Raw genomic sequence first — 19,673 nt, forward strand, 5'->3', positions numbered from 1 at the left:
AGCCGTCACACTTGGCCGTATTGCTGCCCATGTCTCAGCCAGCGATCCAGCAGCGGGCTGACGTGTTCCGGCCAACGCTCCAGTAACGCCTGGGCCGCGTCGCGCACGGCGGGCAGCAAGTCGGCATCGCGCATCAGGTCGGCGACCTTGAATTGCAGCAGGCCGGTCTGGCGGGTGCCGAGCATCTCGCCGGGGCCGCGCAGTTCGAGGTCTTTTTCGGCGATCACGAAGCCGTCGTTGGTTTCGCGCATGATCCCCAGGCGCTGGCGACCGATCTGCGACAGCGGCGGGTGGTACAGCAGCACACAGTGGCTGGCGGCGCTGCCCCGGCCGACGCGGCCGCGCAATTGGTGCAGTTGCGCCAGGCCCAGGCGCTCGGGGTTCTCGATGATCATCAGGCTGGCGTTGGGGACGTCGACGCCGACTTCAATCACCGTGGTCGCCACCAGCAATTGCAGGTTGCCGGCCTTGAACTCGGCCATTACCGCGGCCTTTTCCACCGGCTTCATGCGACCGTGAATCAGCCCGACCTTGAGTTCACCCAAGGCGCTGGTGAGGTCTTCATAGGTGGTTTCGGCGGCCTGGCAGGTCAGCTCTTCGGATTCTTCGATCAGCGTGCACACCCAATACGCCTGACGGCCTTCGGCGCAGGCGCCGCGTACCCGTTCGATGACTTCGACGCGGCGGGTGTCGGTGACCAGCACGGTGTTGACCGGCGTTCGGCCCGGCGGCAGTTCGTCGAGGATCGAAGTGTCGAGGTCGGCGTAGGCGCTCATGGCCAGGGTGCGCGGGATCGGTGTGGCGGTCATGATCAACTGGTGCGGGCTCATGCGGCCGCCCACGCCTTTCTGGCGCAGGGCCAGGCGCTGCTGCACACCGAAGCGGTGCTGTTCGTCGATGATCACCAGCGCCAGATTCTTGAACTTCACTTCGTCCTGGAACAACGCGTGGGTGCCCACCACCATCGGGGCGCCGGCGGCGATCTGCTCCAGGGCGGCTACGCGGTTCTTGCCCTTGAGCTTGCCGGCCAGCCATGCGACTTCCAGGCCCAGCGGTTCGAGCCAGCGCTTGAAAGTGATGAAGTGCTGCTCGGCGAGAATCTCGGTGGGCGCCATCAGCGCCACCTGATAGCCGGCTTCGAGGGCCTGCAACGCGGCGAGGGCGGCGACCACGGTTTTACCCGCGCCCACGTCACCCTGGATCAGCCGCAGCATCGGTTCTTTCTGGCTCAGGTCGTAGGCGATTTCATTGCCGACCCGTTGCTGGGCGCCCGTCGGTGCAAACCCCAGGTTGGCCAGGTATTGCGCAGGCAGGCGCTTGGCCTTGGGCATGGCCGGCGCGCGCAGCGAACGCATGCTCTCGCGCAGGCGTTGCTGGGACAGTTGATGGGTCAGCAGTTCTTCGAACGCCAGGCGATGCTGGGCCCAATGATGCCCGAGAGCCAACTCGTCGACGTCGGCATCGGCGGGTGGGTGATGCAGGTAGCGGATCGCATCATCCAGCGGCGCCAGTTGATAGTCGCGCGCCAGTTCCTGGGGCAGCCAGTCGGGCAGGCTTTTTGGCCCGAGCATCGTCAGAGTCTGCATGCACAGTTGGCGCAAGCGCTGCTGGGTCAGGCCTTCGGTGAGCGGGTAAATTGGCGTGAGGGTGGTGTCTACCGGCGGCGGTTCGTCGCCGGTAATCGCGCGGTATTCCGGGTGATAGATTTCCAGCCCCGAAGCGCCGGGCCTGGCTTCGCCGTAGCAGCGCACGCGGGTACCACGCTTGAGGCCTTCCTTCTGGGCGTTGCTGAAGTGGTAGAAGCGCAGGCTCAGGCCGCCGGTGCCGTCTTGCAGGCGCACCACCAAGCTACGGCGCTTGCCCATCACCACATCGGCGCCGCTGACGGTGCCTTCAACCACGGCGTCCTGCCCAGGGCGCAAGTGGCCGATGGGCACCACGCGGGTGCGGTCCTGGTAACGCAGGGGCAGGTGGAACAGCACGTCCTGGAGATTTTCCAGCCCGACCTTGGCCAACTTCTCGGCCATGGCCTCCCCGACACCCTTGAGTGCCGTCACCGATACCTGCGACAGCTCAGTCATACCGTTACTTAGCTCGCAGCAGGCGGCTTGGCCACCGAACACAGGCGGATCGAGTCGGCGAGGATTTCAATCGCTTTCGGACGCGGGAAGCTCGCACGCCAGGCAATCGCCACGGTGCGGAACGGTACCGGCGGCGTCAGTGGGCGCACGGCGATCACGCCGGGGGCGTAGTGATGGCTGTCGACCGCCGACAGCGGCAGGATCGAGATACCCAGGCCGGAGGCGACCATATGGCGAATGGTTTCCAGGGAGCTGGATTCCACGGTGGTGTGCTTGGCGCCGTCGTTGCCCTTGGTCAGGGTCGGGCAGGCTTCCAGCACCTGGTCGCGGAAGCAATGGCCTTCGCCCAGCAACAGCAGGCTCTTGTCGTTGAGCAGGCCCGCGTCGATGGTGTCTTTCTGCGTCCATGGGTGGGACGCCGGCATCAGCACGTAGAACGGTTCATCGTAGAGCGGCAGGGTCAGCACATCCGCCTCGTTGAACGGCAGGGCGATGATGATCGCGTCCAGCTCGCCGTTGCGCAGTTTGTCGCGCAGCACGTGGGTGAAGTTTTCTTCGATATACAGCGGCATCTGCGGCGCGACGCGGTGCAGTTGCGGAATCAAGTGCGGGAACAGGTACGGGCCGACGGTGTAGATGGCGCCGACTTTCAGCGGGGCGGTCAGCTGGTTCTTGCCGGCCTGGGCCAGCTCGCGAATGCTTTGGGCCTGTTCCAGAACCTTCTGGGCCTGGGCGACGATGCCTTCGCCGACGGGCGTCAGGCGCACAGCGCTTTTGCTGCGCTCGAAAATCAGCACACCGAGTTCGTCTTCAAGCTTCTTCACACCCACCGACAGCGTCGGCTGGCTGACGTGGCAACGCTCGGCCGCGTGGCCGAAGTGCTGCTCTTGGGCGAGGGTAACGATGTAGCGTAATTCTGTAAGAGTCATAGCGGGCGTCCATGAGGTTGCGGGCCAAGCATACCGGCTGCAATCGATAGACGCACGTTATCAGACAGCGTAGGGGCCGCGACACCGGTTAATCGGGTATCGCCGCCCCGTATTTCACTTTTGCGGGTACTTGAAGGTGAAGGTTTCGGTGAAGGGAGCCCACCATTCAGGCACGCCGGTTTCCTTGTCTACATGGTGGAAGAAGCCCTTGATCTGTGGGCTTTCATAGCGCAACACCACGGTGTAGGTGCCGGGGCCGTCCATTTTCACGTTGTTGGCGTAGTGGGCGCCGTCTTTGGCCACCATCGGCAACAGCGTGCCGATTTCCTTGTAGTCGGGCGAGCCCTCCTTGACCAGTGAGTAGCTGATGGTCAGGTAGGGCACCCACTCACCGTTGGACAGGCCGTATTTGTTGTCGGCGGTGGCGTGCACATCGGTCTCAAGGTGTACCGAGTCCTTGCTCATCACCATGCCTGGCGGCATGGGCGCCATTTCGATGCCCACCAGGTACGAGGAGGCGATCTCCATGTCATTGATCTGCACCGGTCCGCCAATCGGGTATTCGCGGGCTTGGGCGAGGGAGGAAGCGGCCACGGCGCTGACGAGCAGCAGTGCGGCGGCGAAGGGGTTGCGCAGGTGTTTCATGGTGGGGCTCCTGGGGCGGTTAATGTGATTGTGTCGGGCGTGAATGCAGTAAACGGTTACCCAGCACCAGGAGCGAGAGGGTGACGAGCCACGCCACCAATTGAACGCCCAGAGGTCGGTCGGTGTAGCCCACCAGCGCGGTCAATGCGCGGCCGGTGAGGCTGCCATCGGAGACCAGCCAGGAGGTGTCCCAGAGCTGGTAGCCCCAGGCGGGAATCAGGTCGATACCGGCGAGGATCGCGGCGGCCCGGCCAGCCATGCCGGCGGCAAGCAAGGCGATCATCCAGCCGGTAATCGAGAACAGGCGCTTGAGGCTGATGGCGACCAGGCCGCGGTACATCAGCCAGGACAGCGCGGCGCCGGCGACGATACCGAGCACGCCGCCGGCCAGCATCGACAGTGGGTCTGTCTGGCTGGAGGCGGCGATGCCATAGAGGAACAGCACGATTTCCGAGCCTTCGCGCAGCACGGCCACGGTGATGACCACGGCCAGGGCCCAGAGTGATTTTTCACCCTTGAGTACTGAATTGCCTGCGCTGCGCAGTTGGGTCGCCAGCTCGCGACCATGACTGGCCATCCACAGGTTGTGCCAGCCCAGCATGACTACGGCGACCACCAGGATGGCTGCGTTGAAAATCTCCTGGCCAAAGCCCTGCAGCGCCTGGGTAATTGCGCCGGTAAATAGTGCGAGGATGCTGGCACCGAGCACGCCGGCTGCGATTCCGCCGCCAATGAACAGCCCACGTCTTGCCAGGCCCTGGGTGGCGGCCATCACGATTCCCACCACAATCCCGGCTTCCAGCACTTCACGAAACACGATCAACAGACAGGCCAGCATGGCTTACTCCTTGGCTGCGACGGCGGTGACCGTGCCTTTGGCCTGGTCGGGGTGGTAGTCATCGAAGAAGGTGTAGGTGCCGGGATGCAGCGGGCCGGCAAACACCGTGATGGTGTTGCCGGGGACGATGATTTTTTCGAATTTCATGTCGTAGCTTTCGAACTCGTCGACGCTTTCATCGTGGCTGGTGAGTTGAATGCGAAAGCGCTCACCGGCCGGCACCTCGAACGTCGAGGGGCTGAAGGTGTGGTTCTGAATGACCAGGGTGACCAGCTGATCCGCCTGTGCAGCGGCGGGTAAAGCCAGTAGGAGGAGAGCCAGCCGGGCAAGGTTGGGCATGCCGAATGTCCGCTAATGAGAACGATTCGCGGATAATTAGCGTTGTCTTTAATTGTTACAAGTGAAGATCGAGTTAGGTGTCGATTCGTTCAAGCCTGGTTCAGGTTGCGGTGATGCGCGGGGGAGGGAACAGCAGCCGTGGGCACCCGAAAGTGCCCACGGTAGGGTTTAGCGGCGACGTTTTTCGATGTTGTAAACGAATGGTGCAACGATCTCGATGCTCCCGCCTTTCAACATGTCGGCCGGCGGCTTGGGCAGCGGCTGGGCACGACGGATCATGTCGAGGGTGGCGCGGTCCAGGTCGGCGTTGCCGGAGCGGCCCACCAGTTCGTAGGACAGCACGTTGCCATCGGCATCAACCACGAAACGCAGGCGGTTCAGGCCTTCCTTGCCACGCGCCTGGGCGCCCGGCGGGTACTTCTTGTACTTCTGCAGGTGGCCCAGCAGGGTACTTTCCCAGGTGGCCTTGGCCGCGATCTGCTGCGGTGAAGGGCCCGGTTGTGGCTGGGCGGATTTTTCCGTAGGCGCGTTGTTCTGCGGAGTTTCGCTCGGCGGCTCTTCGGAAGGTTTTTCCTTGGGCGGATCGGGCTTCTTCTCCACAGGCTTGGGCGGCTGTGGTTTTGGCTTGGGCTTGACCGGCTTTGGCACCTGGATCGTGGGCTTAGGTGCCTCGGCCAGTTTCGGCAATGGCAGCTCTTCCACTGGCGCAGGCGGCTGTGGCGGCGTGATCACCTTCGGCGGGGCCGGAGGTGGTGGCGCCGGCATCGGTGCCAGGTCGATGACCATGGCGGCCGGAGGCAACTGGACCATATGTGGCGCCGACCACTGGAGCGCGATGATGATCGCGACGGCGTGGACGCCCAGCACGACGGCGAGGCTGGTGCCATAACGCGTCAGTTTGTGGCGCGTCGTGATCATTTCTTGGCTGCCGTCTCAAGTCCGACCAGGCCTACCTTGAGGTAGCCGGCCGCCCGCAGGGCATCCATCACGCTCATCAGGTCGCCGTAGTCCACGCCCTTGTCGGCCTGGAAGAAGATGGTCGTGTCTTTCTTGCCCTGGGTCTTGGCGTCGAGCACCGCGCCCAGGGTGTCGGATTTGACTTCTTCTTCGCCCAGGAACAGACGCTGGTCCGCCTTCACGCTGAGGAATATCGGTTTCTCCGGCCGCGGCGCAGGTTTCGCGCTGGAAGCGGGCAGGTCGACCTTGATATCCACGGTGGCCAACGGTGCTGCCACCATGAAGATGATCAGCAGCACCAGCATCACGTCGATAAACGGCGTGACGTTGATTTCGTGGTTCTCGACGAGCTCGTCGTCGCCTTGATTCAAATGCAGGCCCATGGCCGATTACCCCACTTTCACCATGTGCGGTTGCGAGCTGCGCTCGGAAGGCAGGTGATCGAGGTCACGGCTGACCAGCAACAGGACTTCTGCCGAAGCGTCCGATACCTGAGCCTTGTAGCCGGCGATCGAACGGGCGAAGACGTTGTAGATCACCACCGCAGGAATCGCGGCAACCAGGCCCAGTGCGGTTGCCAGCAGGGCTTCGGCGATGCCGGGAGCCACGACGGCGAGGTTGGTGGTCTGGGTTTTGGCGATGCCGATGAAGCTGTTCATGATGCCCCACACGGTACCGAACAGGCCGACGAAGGGCGCGGTGGAACCGATGGTGGCCAGCACGCCGGTGCCGTTGCTCATGTTGCGACCGCAGGCGGCAACCAGGCGCTCAAGACGGAAACTGACGCGTTCCTTGATGCCTTCCTTTTCACGGGTGTTGGCCGACAGGCGCATCTCTTCGAGTGCGTCGTGAACCAGCAGGTGCGCCAGGGTGCCCTTCTTCGCCGCGCTTTCGCTGGCTTCTTTCAGGGTGGTGGCTTTTTTCAGGTGGACGATTTCAGTGCGCAAGCGACGCTTGGCGCCCAGCAGTTCGAAGCCCTTGGCGATCCAGATGGTCCAGGTGATGATCGAAGCGATGGCCAGGCCGATCATCACGATCTTCACGATGATGTCAGCGTTCTGGTACATGCCCCACGGCGACAGGTCGTGGGCCATGCCCAGGCTGTTGTCTTCTTCCAGCACGACGCCGGAATCGTCAGCCGGAGCACCTTCGGCGGCCAGGGCCGGGTCGGTCGCGGCCGGTGCGGCGGCTGGCGCAGGAGCGTTTTGCTCTGTAGCTGGCGCGCTCGCTGCAGGCGGGGCGGCCGGCGCGGTGTTGTCGGCGAACGCGGCGGTCGGTGCCAGCAGGACGCTGAACAGCACTGCAGCAATCGCACGCCAGGCGCGGGATGGGCTGTGAGGCTTGGTTGGCGAAGCGGGGGATGTATTGCGTGTCATGCTGGCCGGACCTGAGAGAAAAAATGAGTGAGCGTCCTTCCAGACCGTAACGGGTCGAGGACAAATGGGCGGTTATTATTGCAAGTAATTCTTGTTAACAGAAGTAATACAGTTACTTTATTTGTCGTTTTGCTGGCCGCTGGTCATCTGTGGGGGCTAACCTTGACCTTTAAGAACGGAGTTTTGTGATGTCTGCGCCTTCTGTGGTGATTGCCGGTTGCGGCGATGTCGGTAGCCGTCTGGCCACCCAATTGCTGGCCCAGGGCTGGGAGGTTCATGGCCTGCGGCGGGATATTTCGCGCCTTCCCAAGGGCGTTATCGGGATTGCCGGCGACCTGTTCAATGAAGACTGCCCCGATACCTGGCCGGTGGGCGGGGTGGATTACCTGGTGTATTGCGCGGCCGCCACCGATCACGACGAGGCGGGTTATCGTGCGGCATACGTGCAAGGGTTGCGGCATGTGCTGGAGTGGCTGAACGACTACGGCCAGGAGCCCAGGCACCTGCTGTTTGTGTCCAGCAGCAGTGTGTATGGGCAGCAGAACGGTGAGTGGGTCGACGAAAGCTCCGAGACCAAGGCAGGCGGTTATTCCGGCCAAGTCATGCTGGAAGCCGAGCAAGTGGCGTTGGATAGCGGCATTCCCGCCAGTGTGGTGCGCCTTACCGGGATTTATGGCCCGGGCCGGGAATGGCTGCTGAGCCAAGTGCGCCAGGGCTATCGCGTGGCGATTGATCCGCCTTTATATGGCAACCGGATTCACGCGGATGACGCGGCGGGTTTGCTGGCGTTTTTGCTGCAGCACGTGGAGCAGGGCGGTGTGCTGGATAAGTGCTACATCGGCGTTGACGATGCTCCGGCCCCGCTGGCCGAGGTGGTTGCCTGGTTGCGCGAGTACCTTGGCGTGACCGAATGGGCCGAGAACGCCAGCGTGCGACGCGCCGGTAGCAAGCAGTGCAGCAACGCCCGGGCCAAGGCGTTGGGCTGGGTGCCGCGTTATCCGAGTTATCGCGAAGGGTATGCGGCGATCCTGGAGGGTTGATCGCGGCGTGAAGAAAAAGGAGCCTGAGGGCTCCTTTTTTGCGTCACTGTTTTTCCAGCAACCACTGTCGTGGCCCGGGGGTAAACGAGGGTACCTCGTCGGCCTGGGCGGTGTTGATCGCCTGGAAGATCTCCAGTTGCTTGCCCTTGCGCGCAAAGATCCACGGGTTGCCCTGGCCGTTCAACTGTAGCCAGATACTGTCGTAGCCGCCGCTCATGGAGGCGCAATCGCCCGCCAGGCACAGCGAGTACTGATCGGCGCCGGGCAAGCCGGTCACCTGGCCATTGGCCTGGAACTGTACGGTGGCGCCTTCGCCAGTGCCGCTGCTGATTTTCCAGGTGCCGCCCATGTAGGCGGCGTACAGGGTGCGTTCGAAGTTGGCACCCAGTGGCGCGCCTTCGGGGGCTGGATCCTTGGCACGGGCGAACAGTTGCTCGGGCTCGTTATCATTGGCCCCTTGCAGCAGCAGCTTGCCTTTACGCTTGAGTTCAGTGGCGGAGCTGCCGTAGAAATCGACACTCCAGGCGCCGGATTTTTCACCCAGCAATTTGCCTTCAGCTACTTCAAAACCGTTGTAGTAGCGGGCCTGGGACGCTTTGGTGTTCACCTCCCATTCGAGGTTCGGACCATAGCTCTGCAGGGCTTCACGCAAAGGGCCGCCCTTGGCTGCCGCGTCGATGGCGGCCTGGTTGATCCAGGTGCCGCTCACATCCAGGTCGGCGGGATTGCTGGCGCAGCCGCCGAGCAACAGGGCGAGCAACGAAGAGGCAACGAGCGCTTTGCGCATTACGAAATCCTTCCAAGAACCAATTCGGCGCAGCCTTCCCGTGGAAGCGCTGCGCCGGATGTTTTACTCGATGACCAGAATGGCGTCCATCTCAACCTGCGCGCCCTTTGGCAGGGCGGCAACGCCGATGGCGGCGCGGGCAGGGTACGGCTGTTCGAAGTATTTGCCCATGATCTCGTTGACCTTGGCGAAGTGGCTCAGGTCGGTGAGGAAGATGTTCAGTTTGACGATGTCCTTGAACGAACCGCCCGCAGCTTCGGCAACCGACTTCAGGTTTTCGAAGACCTGGATGGTCTGGGCTTCAAAGCCTTCAACCAGCTCCATGGTTTTTGGGTCCAGTGGAATCTGGCCGGACATGTAGACGGTATTGCCCGCCTTGATCGCCTGGGAATAAGTACCGATTGCTGCTGGTGCCTTGTCGCTGGTGATAACAGTCTTGGTCATGAATGACTCCTTGTAATGGATGGGCTAGGCGCGCATGCGGGTGATGCGGATGACCCCGGTCAGGGCGCGCAGTTTCTTGATCACGCGGGCCAGGTGCACGCGGTCGTGCACGCTGACCACCAGTTGGACCACGCTGATGCGGCCATCGCGTTCGTCCATGCTGATTTTCTCGATATTGCCGTCGGCCGCGTTCACGCTGCTGGCCAGCAGGGCAATCAGGCCGCGCTGGTGTTCCAGCTCGACCCGCAGCTCGACGTTGAATTCGCCAGTGACATCCTTTGCCCACGAAAGCTGGATGCATTTCTCGGGGTTGTGGCGGATTTCACTGATGTTGCGGCAGTTGTCCAGGTGCACCACCATGCCTTTGCCGGCGGACAGGTGGCCGACAATCGGGTCGCCAGGGATCGGCGTGCAGCACTTGGCGTAGCTGAGCACCAGGCCTTCGGTGCCGCGAATCGCCAGCGGGCCTTCGGGGCTTGGCAACTGTTCGCCTTCGCCCAGCAGGCGGCGCGCGACCACATAGGCCATGCGGTTGCCCAGGCCGATGTCTTCCAGCAAGTCTTCGATCAGTTCCTGGCGGTACTCGTGCAACATCGCCTGCACGCGTTCGGCCGGGATCTTGTCCAGTGAGCTGTCGAAGCCGTTGAGCACCTTGTTCAGCAGGCGTTCGCCCAGGCTGATGGACTCGGAACGGCGTTGCAGTTTCAGGGCGTGACGGATGTGGGTGCGAGCCTTGCCGGTGACCACAAAGTTGAGCCAGGCCGGGTTCGGGCGCGCGCCCGGTGCGCTGACGATCTCCACCGTGGAACCGCTTTGCAGCGGTTCCGACAGCGGGGCCAGTCGACGATTGATCCGACAGGCTATGCAGCTGTTACCCACGTCGGTGTGCACCGCGTAGGCAAAGTCGACCGCCGTGGAGCCTTTGGGCAGCTCCATGATCCGGCCTTTGGGCGTGAACACGTAGACCTCGTCCGGGAACAGGTCGATCTTCACGCTTTCGATAAATTCCAGGGAGTTGCCGGCACGTTGCTGCATTTCCAGCACGCCCTTGACCCACTGGCGGGCGCGGGCATGGGTGCCTTTTGGCTGCTCGTCGCCGGTGGATTTGTACAGCCAATGGGCGGCGATGCCGTTGTTGGCCATCTCTTCCATTTCGCGGGTGCGGATCTGGATCTCGATCGGCACCCCGTGCATACCGAACAGCGTGGTATGCAGCGACTGATAGCCGTTGGCCTTGGGAATCGCGATGTAATCCTTGAAGCGTCCCGGCAGGGGCTTGTACAAATTATGTACAGCACCCAGCACGCGGTAGCAGGTATCGACCTTGTCGACGATGATCCGGAACGCGTACACGTCCATGATCTCGTTGAAGGCCCGGCGCTTGCCGCGCATCTTCTTGTAGATGCCGTAGATGTGTTTCTGCCGGCCGCTGACTTCGCCCTCGATCTCATCGATCGCCAGGCAATGGCTCAGGGATTCTTCGATCTTGTTGACGATTTCCTTGCGATTGCCCCGGGCGCGTTTCACTGCCTGGTAGATGCGCGCGGAACGCATCGGGTGCATGGCCTTGAAGCCGAGGTCTTCGAACTCGATACGAATGGCGTGCATGCCCAGCCGGTTGGCGATGGGCGCGTAGATTTCCAGGGTTTCCTTGGCGATGCGCCGGCGTTTTTCACCGGACAGCACTTCCAGCGTGCGCATGTTGTGCAGCCGGTCGGCCAGCTTGACCAGGATCACCCGGATGTCCCGGGCCATGGCCATGGCCATCTTCTGGAAGTTTTCCGCCTGGGCTTCGGCCTTGGTCTCGAAGTTCATTTGGGTCAGTTTGCTGACCCCGTCGACCAGTTCGGCCACGGTTTCGCCAAATTGCGCACTGAGCGCTTCCTTGGCAATGCCGGTGTCTTCGATCACGTCATGCAGCATCGCGGCCATCAGGCTCTGATGGTCCATGTGCATGTCGGCAAGAATATTGGCCACGGCAAGAGGATGCGTGACATACGCCTCGCCACTGCGGCGGCGTTGGCCGTCGTGGGCTTGTTCGGCGTAGAAATACGCTCGGCGGACCAGGTTGACCTGGTCTGGGCCGAGGTAGGTCGATAAGCGATCGGCGAGGGCGTCTATGCTCGGCAAAGTATTAACTCCTGCCGTTGGCTGTGACCCCGCGCCGTGCTACGTCGACCAGGCATAGGCTTAGACGGCCTCGTTGGACTCGTCCTCGAACGCTGCAAACAGCGGTTCGTCTTCAACGATTTCGGCGTTGGCGATGAACTCGTAGCTCATCAGGCCTTCAGCGATTTCACGCAGGGCTACAACGGTAGGCTTGTCGTTTTCCCACTGGACCAGGGGCTCTTTGCCGCCAGTGGCCAGTTGACGGGCACGCTTGGTAGAGAGCATGACCAGCTCAAAGCGGTTATCCACGTGTTCTAGGCAGTCTTCAACGGTTACGCGGGCCATGGTATTCCTCGGAGCGAATGCAATATGCGCGCTGCCCGGTTGGGCGAGCGGACTGAACAGTTTAAAAAATCACCAGCGTTTAGGGAAGCGCTGATTTTTCGCAGGCCATCGCAAACGCGCTACAAGTGCCAATGTAAAGCCCCTGCAGCGGTTTTGGGAAGAGCCAATCAGCCGAGCAGTTCGGCCAATAATTTGCCGAAACGCTGCTGCTGACGCTTTTGCTGGAGCTGATTGGCGCGGAAAATCGCTTTCAGATCGTCCAGCGCGTGGGCGAAATCGTCGTTGATGATCAGGTAGTCGTAGTCGACGTAGTGGCTCATTTCACTGACGGCTTCACGCATGCGACCTTCGATGATCTCGTCGCTGTCCTGGCCACGATTGGTCAGGCGCTGGTGCAACGCTTCCAGCGAAGGCGGCAGGATGAAGATCGAGCGAGCTTTGGGCATCAGCTGGCGCACTTGCTCGGCGCCCTGCCAGTCGATTTCCAGGATCAGGTCGTGGCCTTCGTCCAGGGTCTGCTGCAGGTGGCTTTGCGAGGTGCCGTAGAGGTTGCCGAAGACCTCGGCGCGCTCCAGGAAATCACCGTGCTCGATCATCTTGACGAACTCGGTGCGCTCGACGAAGTGGTAGTGCACGCCGTTCACTTCACCCGGGCGCATGGCGCGGGTGGTGTGGGATACCGAGATGCGGATCTGCTCGTCAGCGTCGGTCAGGGCCTTGACCAGGCTGCTTTTGCCCGCGCCCGATGGGGCGGAAATGATGTACAGGGTGCCGGTGCTGTGGGTCATGTCAGGGTGCCTTACTCGATATTCTGTACTTGTTCGCGCATTTGCTCGATCAACACTTTGAGGTTGACCGCCGCCTGGGTACTGCGCGGATCAAAGGCTTTGGAGCCCAGTGTATTGGCTTCGCGGTTGAGTTCCTGCATCAGGAAGTCCAGGCGCCGACCGGCGGCACCGGCAGACTTGAGCACGCGGCGCACTTCCAGGATGTGGGTGCTCAGGCGGTCGAGTTCTTCGGCCACGTCGCTTTTTTGCGCCAGCAGGACCATCTCTTGCTCCAGGCGCACCGGATCCAGTTCGGCCTGCATGTCGGCGAAGCGGTCCAGGACCTTCTGGCGCTGGGTGGCAAGCATCTGCGGCACCAGTTCGCGCAGGGTCACCACGTCTTCTTCAATGGAGGTCAGGCGGTCGCTGATCAGGCGGGCCAGTTCGGCCCCTTCACGCTCGCGGCCGGCCTTGAGTTCTTTCAAGCCCTGGTTGAACAGGGCCAGCGCCTCGGCGTTCAACGCCTGTGGGTCAGTGGCATCGGCCACCAGCACGCCGGGCCAGGCCAGGACTTCCAGCGGGTTGATGGCGGCAGGCTGCTTGATCAGGCCGGCGATGGTTTCGGCGGCGGCGATCAATTGCGCGGCGCGCTCGCGATCCACCTGCAACGGCTTGCCGGTGGTTTCCTCGGTAAAGCGCAGGGTGCATTCCAGCTTGCCGCGGGAGATGCCCTGGCGCAGTGCCTCACGAACCGCGCCTTCGAGGTCGCGAAACGATTCCGGCAGGCGCAGGTGCGGCTCCAGGTAGCGGCTGTTGACCGAGCGCAATTCCCAGCTCAGGGTGCCTTGGACGCCGGCTTTTTCGACGCGGGCGAAGGCGGTCATGCTGTGCACCATGGAGGTACCTCGCGATGCAGTCCCGCAAACAGGCGGGCTGATGGGTAGATTGAAGCCGACAGGCTGCGAAGGCGCAGGATTGTAGCTCAAGGGGACGGGTGGCCCCAAACAGTGGCTTCGGTGCCCGGGTTTGTAACAGGATTTTTTAGCCGTGCCGATCAGGGCTGGCGGCTCTATAATGCTCGGCAGTTTTTCGTCCTCCGTACAGGTATCCCCTATGAAACGTCCAAGTGGTCGCGCTGCCGATCAGCTCCGCTCGATCCGCATCACCCGCAACTACACCAAACACGCCGAGGGATCTGTACTGGTCGAGTTTGGCGATACCAAGGTTATCTGCACCGTCAGCGTCGAAAACGGCGTGCCGCGTTTCCTCAAGGGCCAGGGCCAGGGTTGGTTGACTGCCGAATACGGCATGCTGCCGCGCGCCACCGGCGAGCGTAACCAGCGTGAAGCCAGCCGTGGCAAGCAAGGCGGCCGCACCCTGGAAATCCAGCGCCTGATCGGTCGTTCCCTGCGTGCTGCCCTGGACATGTCCAAGCTGGGCGACGTGACCCTGTACGTCGACTGCGACGTGATCCAGGCCGACGGTGGTACCCGTACCGCCTCCATCACCGGCGCCATGGTTGCCCTGGTCGACGCGCTCAAGGTCATCAAGAAACGTGGCGGCCTGAAAGGCGGCGATCCGCTCAAGCAGATGATCGCGGCTGTATCGGTCGGCATGTATCAGGGCGAGCCGGTGCTGGATCTGGACTATCTTGAAGATTCGGCTGCCGAGACCGACCTGAACGTGGTGATGACCAGCACCGGTGGTTTCATCGAAGTGCAGGGCACCGCCGAAGGCGCGCCATTCCAGCCGGCGGACCTGAATGCCATGCTGGCCCTGGCCCAGAAGGGCATGACCGAAATCTTCGAACTGCAGAACGCCGCATTGGCCGACTGATTCAATCCCAAGGAGCGACGCCATGAGTGACAGCCAACTTCCACTGCCGACACCGTCCAAGGAAGTTCGCCAGTGGGCGATGCTCTGTCATTTTGCGGCGTTCTTCGGGCTGATGTTCCCGTTCGGCAGCCTGCTGGGGCCCTTGATTCTTTGGCAGGTGAAGAAGGATGCAGACCCGTTCATTGATGACCAGGGCAAGGAAGCGCTGAATTTCCAGATCACCGTGGGCATTGCCTGGGCGGTCTGCTTCCTGCTGGGTTTTATCGTGATCGGCTTCGTGTTGATGACCGTGCTGGTGATCGGCGCGGTGGTGATGACGATCATTGCGGGCATCAAGGCCAACAAGGGCGTGGCTTATCGTTATCCGTGGACATTGCGGTTGATCAAATAACGACCGCCCACAAAAAAACCGACAGTGATGTCGGTTTTTTTGTGCCTGGAAAAAGACCTTAGATGGTCAAGGTCCAGTCGTAGTCCACGATCAGCGGCGCGTGCTGCGAGAAGCGCGGCTGGCGTGGCAGACGTGCGCTGCGCACGAAGCGACGCAAGCCTGGCGTCAGCAGCTGGTAGTCAAAACGCCAGCCGAGGTTGAGCATCTCGGCCTGTTCGTTATCCGGCCACCAGCTGTACTGGTCGCCTTCGCGGCTGACTTCCCGCAGGGCATCGACATAGCCCATGTTGCCGACAATCTCGTCCATCCAGGCCCGTTCCGGCGCCAGGAAGCCCGGGGATTGCTGGCTGTCGCGCCAGTTCTTGATATCCAGCTTCTGTTGCGCCACGTACAGCGAGCCACAGTAAATGTACTCGCGACGTTTGCGCCGCTGTTTATCCAGATAACGGGCGAAGTCGTCCATTAGCTTGAACTTCTGGTTCAAGTCTTCATCGCCATTCTGCCCTGATGGAAGCAGCAAGGTCGCAATGCTGACCTTATCGAAATCGGCTTGCAGGTAGCGCCCGTAGCGGTCGGCTGTCTCGAAGCCGAGGCCGCTGATGACCGCCTTGGGTTGCAACCGCGAATACAAAGCCACGCCGCCTTGGGCGGGAACTTCGGCATCACAGGCATAAAGGAAGTAGCCATCCAGTTGGAAGGCTGGGTCGTCCAGTTCAAAGGCGGAGGCGCGGGTGTCCTGCAGGCAGATGACGTCGGCATTCTGGGCTTGCAGCCAACTGAGCAAACCACGCTCGACTGCAGCCTGAATACCATTGACGTTCACACTGATGATCCGCATAAATGGCCCCAAAAATCGCGTGCGTGTATGATACACGCCGTCTACCTAATTAGCTAAATCCGTGGTATCTGAGGCTTTTTTCATGCAGGCGTATCAACGCGATTTTATTCGTTTTGCCATCGATCGCGGCGTATTGCGCTTCGGTGAGTTCACTTTGAAGTCCGGGCGCACCAGCCCTTACTTCTTCAATGCCGGCCTTTTCAACTCGGGTTCTGCCCTGGCGCAGCTGGGTCGTTTCTATGCGGCCGCCATCGTTGAAAGCGGCATTTCCTTCGACGTGCTGTTCGGCCCTGCCTACAAAGGCATCCCCCTGGCGGCCGCGACCGCCGTGGCGTTGGCTGAACATCACGAGCTGGATCTGCCTTGGTGCTTCAACCGCAAAGAAGCCAAGGCCCACGGCGAAGGCGGTAGCCTGGTGGGGGCGCCGCTCAAGGGCGACGTGCTGATCATCGACGACGTGATCACTGCCGGTACGGCGATTCGCGAAGTGATGCAGATCATCGCTTCCCAGGACGGCGCCAAGGCGGCCGGCGTGTTGATCGCGCTGAACCGCCAGGAGCGCGGCAACGGTGAATTGTCGGCGATCCAGGAAGTGGAACGTGATTTCGCGATTCCAGTGGTGAGCATCGTGTCCCTGAACCAGGTGTTGCAGTTCCTGGAAGATGACCCGCAGCTCAAGCAGCATTTGCCGGCGGTCAAGGCTTATCGCGAGCAGTTCGGCGTTTAGAAGATCCATGTGGGAGCGGGCTTGCTCGCGAATACGGCTTGTCAGTTGATATATGTGTCGACTGACCCGCCGCTTTCGCGAGCAAGCCCGCTCCCACATTTTTAGACCGAGTACATAGAAAAGGCCCCGTTCAATCGAACTGAACGGGGCCTTTTTGTTTACCAGCGCTTAGGGGCGCTTGCGGTTGCTGATCAGGGTACCCACACCGGTATCGGTGAAGATTTCCAGCAGGATCGCATTCGGCACCCGGCCATCCAGGATCAACGAGCTGCCAACGCCGCCTTGCACCGCTTCCAGCGCGCAGCGGATCTTCGGCAGCATGCCGCCGTAGATGGTGCCGTCGGCGATCAGGTCGTCCACTTGCTGGGTCGTCAGGCCGGTCAAGACCTTGCCTTCCTTGTCCATCAAGCCGGCGATGTTGGTGAGCAGCATCAGCTTCTCGGCCTTCAGCGCCTCGGCCACCTTGCCGGCCACGAGGTCGGCGTTGATGTTGTAGGACTCACCGTTGGCACCGACACCGATCGGCGCGATCACCGGAATGAAATCGCCTTTCACCAGCAGGTTCAGCAGGTCGGTGTTGATGCCGATCACTTCGCCCACCTGGCCGATGTCGATGATTTCCGGCTGGGTCATCTCCGGGGTCTTGCGGGTCACGGTGAGCTTCTTCGCCCGGATCAGTTCGGCGTCCTTGCCGGTCAGGCCGATGGCGCTGCCGCCATGGCGGTTGATCAGGTTGACGATGTCTTTGTTCACCTGGCCGCCCAGGACCATCTCCACCACGTCCATGGTCTGGGCGTCGGTCACACGCATGCCGTCGATGAAGTGACTCTCGATGGACAGGCGCTTGAGCAGGTCACCGATTTGCGGGCCGCCACCGTGTACCACCACCGGGTTGATCCCGACGGCTTTCATCAACACGATGTCGCGGGCAAAGCCGGTTTTCAGCTCGTCGCTTTCCATGGCATTGCCGCCGTACTTGATCACCAGCGTCTTGCCGACGTAGCGTCGAATGTAAGGCAACGCTTCGGAAAGGACCTTGGCGGTATTGGCGGCGGCTTCGCGTTCGAGGGTCATTCAGGGCTCCGGTAAAAAATCAGAACGGTAATTGGAGATCAGGGGCAACACGTTTCAACTGGGCGTGGAACACGTCCTTGATGCGCTGCAACTCAGCCTCGGTATCCGCCTCGAAACGCAGCACCAGCACCGGTGTGGTGTTGGATGCGCGAACCAGGCCCCAGCCTTTGGCGTAATCGACTCGCACACCATCAATGCTGGTCAGGTCGGCGCCTTCGCCCCATTGCGCATCGTGCAGTGCGTCAATGATGCTGAATTTGCTCTCCTCGGTCACATGGATATTGATCTCTGGCGTAGAAATATCATTCGGGAAGGTCTGGAACAGCTCCTGCGCGGTCGATTTTTCCTTGCTGAGGATCTCCAGCAGACGAGCGGCGCTGTAAATGCCGTCGTCAAAGCCGAACCAGCGCTCCTTGAAGAACACATGGCCGCTCATTTCGCCGGCCAACAGCGCGCCGGTTTCTTTCATTTTCTTTTTGATCAACGAGTGGCCAGTCTTCCACATTAGCGGGCGACCGCCGTATTCCTTGATCAGCGGTGTGAGGCGGCGGGTGCACTTCACGTCGAAGATAATTTCGGCACCTGGGTTGCGCGCAACCACGTCGCGGGCAAACAGCATCAGCAGGCGGTCCGCAAACACGTTTTCGCCGGTGTCCGTCACCACGCCAACGCGGTCGCCGTCACCGTCGAAGGCCAGGCCGACGTCAGCCCCGGTCTCCTTGACCTTGGCGATCAGGTCTACCAGGTTCTCGGGCTTGCCTGGATCCGGGTGATGGTTCGGGAAGTTGCCGTCGACGTCACAGAACAGCGGGATCACTTCGCAGTTCAGGGCTTCGAGCAGTTGCGGGGCGATCACGCCGGCCGCGCCATTGCCGCAGTCCACCACCACTTTGAGGCGGCGCGCGAGTTTGACGTCGCCGGTGATTTGGTCAGAGTAGCGCTGCAGGATGTCGACTTTGGTGACGCTGCCTTCGCCGCTGGTCAGGTCGTTGGTCTTCAGGCGGGTGTGCAGGGCCTGGATCTGTTCGTTGGCGAGGGTATCGCCAGCGATGACGATCTTGAAGCCGTTGTAGTCCGACGGGTTATGGCTGCCGGTGAGCATCACGCCCGACTTGCCGGCCAGTACGTTGGCTGCGTAGTACAGCGCAGGCGTCGGCACCAGGCCCACGTCGCTGACGTGGCAACCGCTGTCGGCCAGGCCCTGGATCAGTTGCTCGACCAGCTCGGGACCGGACAGGCGGCCATCACGGCCTACGGAAACGTTGGGCTCGCCCTGTGCCAGGCTCTGGGAGCCAATGGCGCGGCCGATCCAGTAGGCGGTCTCGGCGGTCAGGGTCTTGGGGACCACGCCACGAATGTCATAGGCGCGGAAAATGCTGTCGGGAAATGTCGGGGCGACTCGGGCTGGGTTGCTCATTGCGGGGGGGAACTCCATCGATAAGGGGCTGGGCTGGCCTCAAGGGTGCTGACCGGCAGGCTCAAACTGAAGGGTAAGACGGCGTTTTTGGCATAGAGTTCGTGGTGCAAAAGTGCCATCGGCGCCGAAGCTCCGCCCTTTTGCCCCCTTAATGCCCTGATTTCACTGGGGAAACCTTGCTGGTAAGTTCCGCGCATTCTTCATCCTGAAAGGCCATGCGTTGGCATCAGGCCGGGTGAGGCACCCGGCTTGTTCGGCTAAGTCAATTCAGCTTAGTCAGTGGCTGCCGGAATGCCCGAAGCCACCTGCGCCGCGTTGTGTTTCGTCGAACTCTTCGACCAGCTCGAAGTGCGCCTGCACCACCGGTACCAGCACGAGTTGGGCAATGCGCTCGCCGACGGCGATATTGAACGCGGTCTGGCCACGGTTCCAGCAGGACACCATCAACTCGCCCTGGTAGTCCGAGTCGATCAGCCCCACCAGGTTGCCGAGGACGATGCCGTGTTTGTGGCCCAGGCCGGAGCGCGGCAGGATCAGCGCCGCCAGGCCCGGGTCGCCCACGTAGATCGACAGGCCGGTCGGAATCAGAATGGTCTGGCCTGGTTCAAGCACGGTGTCCTGCTTGAGCATGGCACGCAGGTCGAGGCCGGCGGAGCCTGGTGTGGCGTAGGCCGGCAGCGGGAATTCGTTGCCGATGCGGGGGTCGAGGATCTTGGCTTGCAAAGCGTGCATG

The 19,673-nt window shown here is 61.7% G+C and carries 21 protein-coding genes and 1 pseudogene; 4 read left to right on the plus strand and 18 right to left on the minus strand.

Going from position 1 to position 19,673, the window contains the following annotated elements:
* Window positions 1–5: 5 nt before the first annotated feature.
* The 8 genes from recG to exbB all read right to left on the minus strand — a co-directional run bounded on the left by recG (window position 6) and on the right by exbB (window position 7,165).
* Window positions 6–2,081, minus strand: a complete 2,076-nt coding sequence (gene recG, locus HX814_RS07850; RefSeq protein WP_003213306.1) for an ATP-dependent DNA helicase RecG — start codon at window positions 2,079–2,081, stop codon at window positions 6–8.
* A gap of 8 nt (window positions 2,082–2,089) precedes the next feature.
* Entirely contained in the window at window positions 2,090–3,010 is a 921-nt protein-coding gene (locus HX814_RS07855) for a hydrogen peroxide-inducible genes activator (protein WP_003213305.1), read from the minus strand.
* Between the two features lie 114 nt (window positions 3,011–3,124).
* Window positions 3,125–3,655, minus strand: coding sequence for an iron transporter (locus HX814_RS07860; protein ID WP_087693714.1), 531 nt, complete (start codon window positions 3,653–3,655; stop codon window positions 3,125–3,127).
* Window positions 3,656–3,674: 19 nt separating this feature from the next.
* On the minus strand, window positions 3,675–4,493 hold the full coding sequence (locus HX814_RS07865) for an FTR1 family protein (protein ID WP_177009053.1): 819 nt from the start codon (window positions 4,491–4,493) through the stop codon (window positions 3,675–3,677).
* A gap of 3 nt (window positions 4,494–4,496) precedes the next feature.
* Entirely contained in the window at window positions 4,497–4,832 is a 336-nt protein-coding gene (locus tag HX814_RS07870; protein WP_177009054.1) for a cupredoxin domain-containing protein, read from the minus strand.
* Window positions 4,833–5,000: 168 nt separating this feature from the next.
* On the minus strand, window positions 5,001–5,750 hold the full coding sequence (locus HX814_RS07875; protein ID WP_003213297.1) for an energy transducer TonB: 750 nt from the start codon (window positions 5,748–5,750) through the stop codon (window positions 5,001–5,003).
* Entirely contained in the window at window positions 5,747–6,172 is a 426-nt protein-coding gene (exbD, locus tag HX814_RS07880) for a TonB system transport protein ExbD (RefSeq protein ID WP_003213296.1), read from the minus strand. The genes HX814_RS07875 and exbD overlap by 4 nt, the downstream gene beginning before the upstream one ends.
* A gap of 6 nt (window positions 6,173–6,178) precedes the next feature.
* Window positions 6,179–7,165, minus strand: coding sequence for a tonB-system energizer ExbB (exbB, locus tag HX814_RS07885; protein WP_177009055.1), 987 nt, complete (start codon window positions 7,163–7,165; stop codon window positions 6,179–6,181).
* A gap of 188 nt (window positions 7,166–7,353) precedes the next feature.
* On the opposite strand from exbB, the gene HX814_RS07890 reads away from it, so the two are divergent.
* Entirely contained in the window at window positions 7,354–8,205 is an 852-nt protein-coding gene (locus HX814_RS07890; RefSeq protein WP_003213292.1) for an SDR family oxidoreductase, read from the plus strand.
* Window positions 8,206–8,248: 43 nt separating this feature from the next.
* Here HX814_RS07890 and HX814_RS07895 read toward each other — a convergent pair whose 3' ends face one another.
* From HX814_RS07895 to HX814_RS07920, 6 genes are all read right to left on the minus strand, one after another.
* Entirely contained in the window at window positions 8,249–8,992 is a 744-nt protein-coding gene (locus tag HX814_RS07895; RefSeq protein WP_003213290.1) for a hypothetical protein, read from the minus strand.
* 63 nt (window positions 8,993–9,055) lie between these two features.
* Entirely contained in the window at window positions 9,056–9,436 is a 381-nt protein-coding gene (locus HX814_RS07900; protein WP_003213288.1) for a RidA family protein, read from the minus strand.
* A 24-nt stretch (window positions 9,437–9,460) separates the two neighbouring features.
* On the minus strand, window positions 9,461–11,566 hold the full coding sequence (spoT, locus tag HX814_RS07905; RefSeq protein WP_008439435.1) for a bifunctional GTP diphosphokinase/guanosine-3',5'-bis pyrophosphate 3'-pyrophosphohydrolase: 2,106 nt from the start codon (window positions 11,564–11,566) through the stop codon (window positions 9,461–9,463).
* 60 nt (window positions 11,567–11,626) lie between these two features.
* Window positions 11,627–11,890 carry a DNA-directed RNA polymerase subunit omega gene (rpoZ, locus tag HX814_RS07910; protein ID WP_003176920.1) on the minus strand — a complete coding sequence of 88 codons (264 nt, stop codon included), beginning with the start codon at window positions 11,888–11,890 and terminating at the stop codon, window positions 11,627–11,629.
* Between the two features lie 167 nt (window positions 11,891–12,057).
* Complete coding sequence (gmk, locus tag HX814_RS07915) at window positions 12,058–12,678, minus strand: guanylate kinase (protein WP_003213284.1); 621 nt, start codon at window positions 12,676–12,678, stop codon at window positions 12,058–12,060.
* An 11-nt stretch (window positions 12,679–12,689) separates the two neighbouring features.
* On the minus strand, window positions 12,690–13,553 hold the full coding sequence (locus HX814_RS07920; RefSeq protein ID WP_087693711.1) for a YicC/YloC family endoribonuclease: 864 nt from the start codon (window positions 13,551–13,553) through the stop codon (window positions 12,690–12,692).
* 217 nt (window positions 13,554–13,770) lie between these two features.
* Here HX814_RS07920 and rph point away from each other — a divergent pair, with 217 nt between their 5' ends.
* Window positions 13,771–14,493, plus strand: coding sequence for a ribonuclease PH (gene rph / locus HX814_RS07925; RefSeq protein ID WP_003213280.1), 723 nt, complete (start codon window positions 13,771–13,773; stop codon window positions 14,491–14,493).
* Between the two features lie 22 nt (window positions 14,494–14,515).
* Window positions 14,516–14,884: a DUF4870 domain-containing protein gene (locus HX814_RS07930; protein ID WP_003213278.1), complete on the plus strand. Its 369-nt coding sequence runs from the start codon at window positions 14,516–14,518 to the stop codon at window positions 14,882–14,884.
* Between the two features lie 58 nt (window positions 14,885–14,942).
* Here HX814_RS07930 and HX814_RS07935 read toward each other — a convergent pair whose 3' ends face one another.
* Window positions 14,943–15,722, minus strand: coding sequence for an exodeoxyribonuclease III (locus HX814_RS07935; RefSeq protein WP_003176915.1), 780 nt, complete (start codon window positions 15,720–15,722; stop codon window positions 14,943–14,945).
* 82 nt (window positions 15,723–15,804) lie between these two features.
* Between HX814_RS07935 and pyrE the strand changes: the two genes are divergently transcribed.
* Window positions 15,805–16,449, plus strand: a complete 645-nt coding sequence (gene pyrE, locus HX814_RS07940; protein ID WP_003213276.1) for an orotate phosphoribosyltransferase — start codon at window positions 15,805–15,807, stop codon at window positions 16,447–16,449.
* A gap of 168 nt (window positions 16,450–16,617) precedes the next feature.
* Here pyrE and argB read toward each other — a convergent pair whose 3' ends face one another.
* The 3 genes and pseudogenes from argB to dut all read right to left on the minus strand — a co-directional run bounded on the left by argB (window position 16,618) and on the right by dut (window position 19,672).
* Entirely contained in the window at window positions 16,618–17,523 is a 906-nt protein-coding gene (argB, locus tag HX814_RS07945) for an acetylglutamate kinase (protein WP_003213275.1), read from the minus strand.
* Window positions 17,524–17,542: 19 nt separating this feature from the next.
* Window positions 17,543–18,964 (minus strand): annotated as a pseudogene (locus HX814_RS07950) (phosphomannomutase/phosphoglucomutase); the annotation flags it as partial.
* Window positions 18,965–19,216: 252 nt separating this feature from the next.
* Window positions 19,217–19,672 carry a dUTP diphosphatase gene (dut, locus tag HX814_RS07955; protein ID WP_003213270.1) on the minus strand — a complete coding sequence of 152 codons (456 nt, stop codon included), beginning with the start codon at window positions 19,670–19,672 and terminating at the stop codon, window positions 19,217–19,219.
* Window position 19,673: the final 1 nt, after the last annotated feature.

The sequence above is a fragment of the Pseudomonas sp. C8002 genome (assembly GCF_013385765.1).
Lineage (GTDB): Bacteria > Pseudomonadota > Gammaproteobacteria > Pseudomonadales > Pseudomonadaceae > Aquipseudomonas.

Excerpts from the sequence above, each read along its gene's own strand:
- rph (WP_003213280.1), top strand. The coding sequence starts at position 13,771 with ATGAAACGTCCAAGTGGTCGCGCTGCCGATCAGCTCCGCTCGATCCGC.
- HX814_RS07870 (WP_177009054.1), bottom strand. The coding sequence starts at position 4,832 with ATGCCCAACCTTGCCCGGCTGGCTCTCCTCCTACTGGCTTTACCCGCC.
- exbD (WP_003213296.1), bottom strand. The coding sequence starts at position 6,172 with ATGGGCCTGCATTTGAATCAAGGCGACGACGAGCTCGTCGAGAACCAC.
- HX814_RS07865 (WP_177009053.1), bottom strand. The coding sequence starts at position 4,493 with ATGCTGGCCTGTCTGTTGATCGTGTTTCGTGAAGTGCTGGAAGCCGGG.
- HX814_RS07890 (WP_003213292.1), top strand. The coding sequence starts at position 7,354 with ATGTCTGCGCCTTCTGTGGTGATTGCCGGTTGCGGCGATGTCGGTAGC.
- gmk (WP_003213284.1), bottom strand. The coding sequence starts at position 12,678 with ATGACCCACAGCACCGGCACCCTGTACATCATTTCCGCCCCATCGGGC.
- HX814_RS07920 (WP_087693711.1), bottom strand. The coding sequence starts at position 13,553 with ATGGTGCACAGCATGACCGCCTTCGCCCGCGTCGAAAAAGCCGGCGTC.
- rpoZ (WP_003176920.1), bottom strand. The coding sequence starts at position 11,890 with ATGGCCCGCGTAACCGTTGAAGACTGCCTAGAACACGTGGATAACCGC.
- HX814_RS07930 (WP_003213278.1), top strand. The coding sequence starts at position 14,516 with ATGAGTGACAGCCAACTTCCACTGCCGACACCGTCCAAGGAAGTTCGC.
- pyrE (WP_003213276.1), top strand. The coding sequence starts at position 15,805 with ATGCAGGCGTATCAACGCGATTTTATTCGTTTTGCCATCGATCGCGGC.
- argB (WP_003213275.1), bottom strand. The coding sequence starts at position 17,523 with ATGACCCTCGAACGCGAAGCCGCCGCCAATACCGCCAAGGTCCTTTCC.
- HX814_RS07935 (WP_003176915.1), bottom strand. The coding sequence starts at position 15,722 with ATGCGGATCATCAGTGTGAACGTCAATGGTATTCAGGCTGCAGTCGAG.
- HX814_RS07900 (WP_003213288.1), bottom strand. The coding sequence starts at position 9,436 with ATGACCAAGACTGTTATCACCAGCGACAAGGCACCAGCAGCAATCGGT.
- HX814_RS07860 (WP_087693714.1), bottom strand. The coding sequence starts at position 3,655 with ATGAAACACCTGCGCAACCCCTTCGCCGCCGCACTGCTGCTCGTCAGC.
- exbB (WP_177009055.1), bottom strand. The coding sequence starts at position 7,165 with ATGACACGCAATACATCCCCCGCTTCGCCAACCAAGCCTCACAGCCCA.
- dut (WP_003213270.1), bottom strand. The coding sequence starts at position 19,672 with ATGCACGCTTTGCAAGCCAAGATCCTCGACCCCCGCATCGGCAACGAA.
- recG (WP_003213306.1), bottom strand. The coding sequence starts at position 2,081 with ATGACTGAGCTGTCGCAGGTATCGGTGACGGCACTCAAGGGTGTCGGG.
- HX814_RS07875 (WP_003213297.1), bottom strand. The coding sequence starts at position 5,750 with ATGATCACGACGCGCCACAAACTGACGCGTTATGGCACCAGCCTCGCC.
- HX814_RS07855 (WP_003213305.1), bottom strand. The coding sequence starts at position 3,010 with ATGACTCTTACAGAATTACGCTACATCGTTACCCTCGCCCAAGAGCAG.
- HX814_RS07895 (WP_003213290.1), bottom strand. The coding sequence starts at position 8,992 with ATGCGCAAAGCGCTCGTTGCCTCTTCGTTGCTCGCCCTGTTGCTCGGC.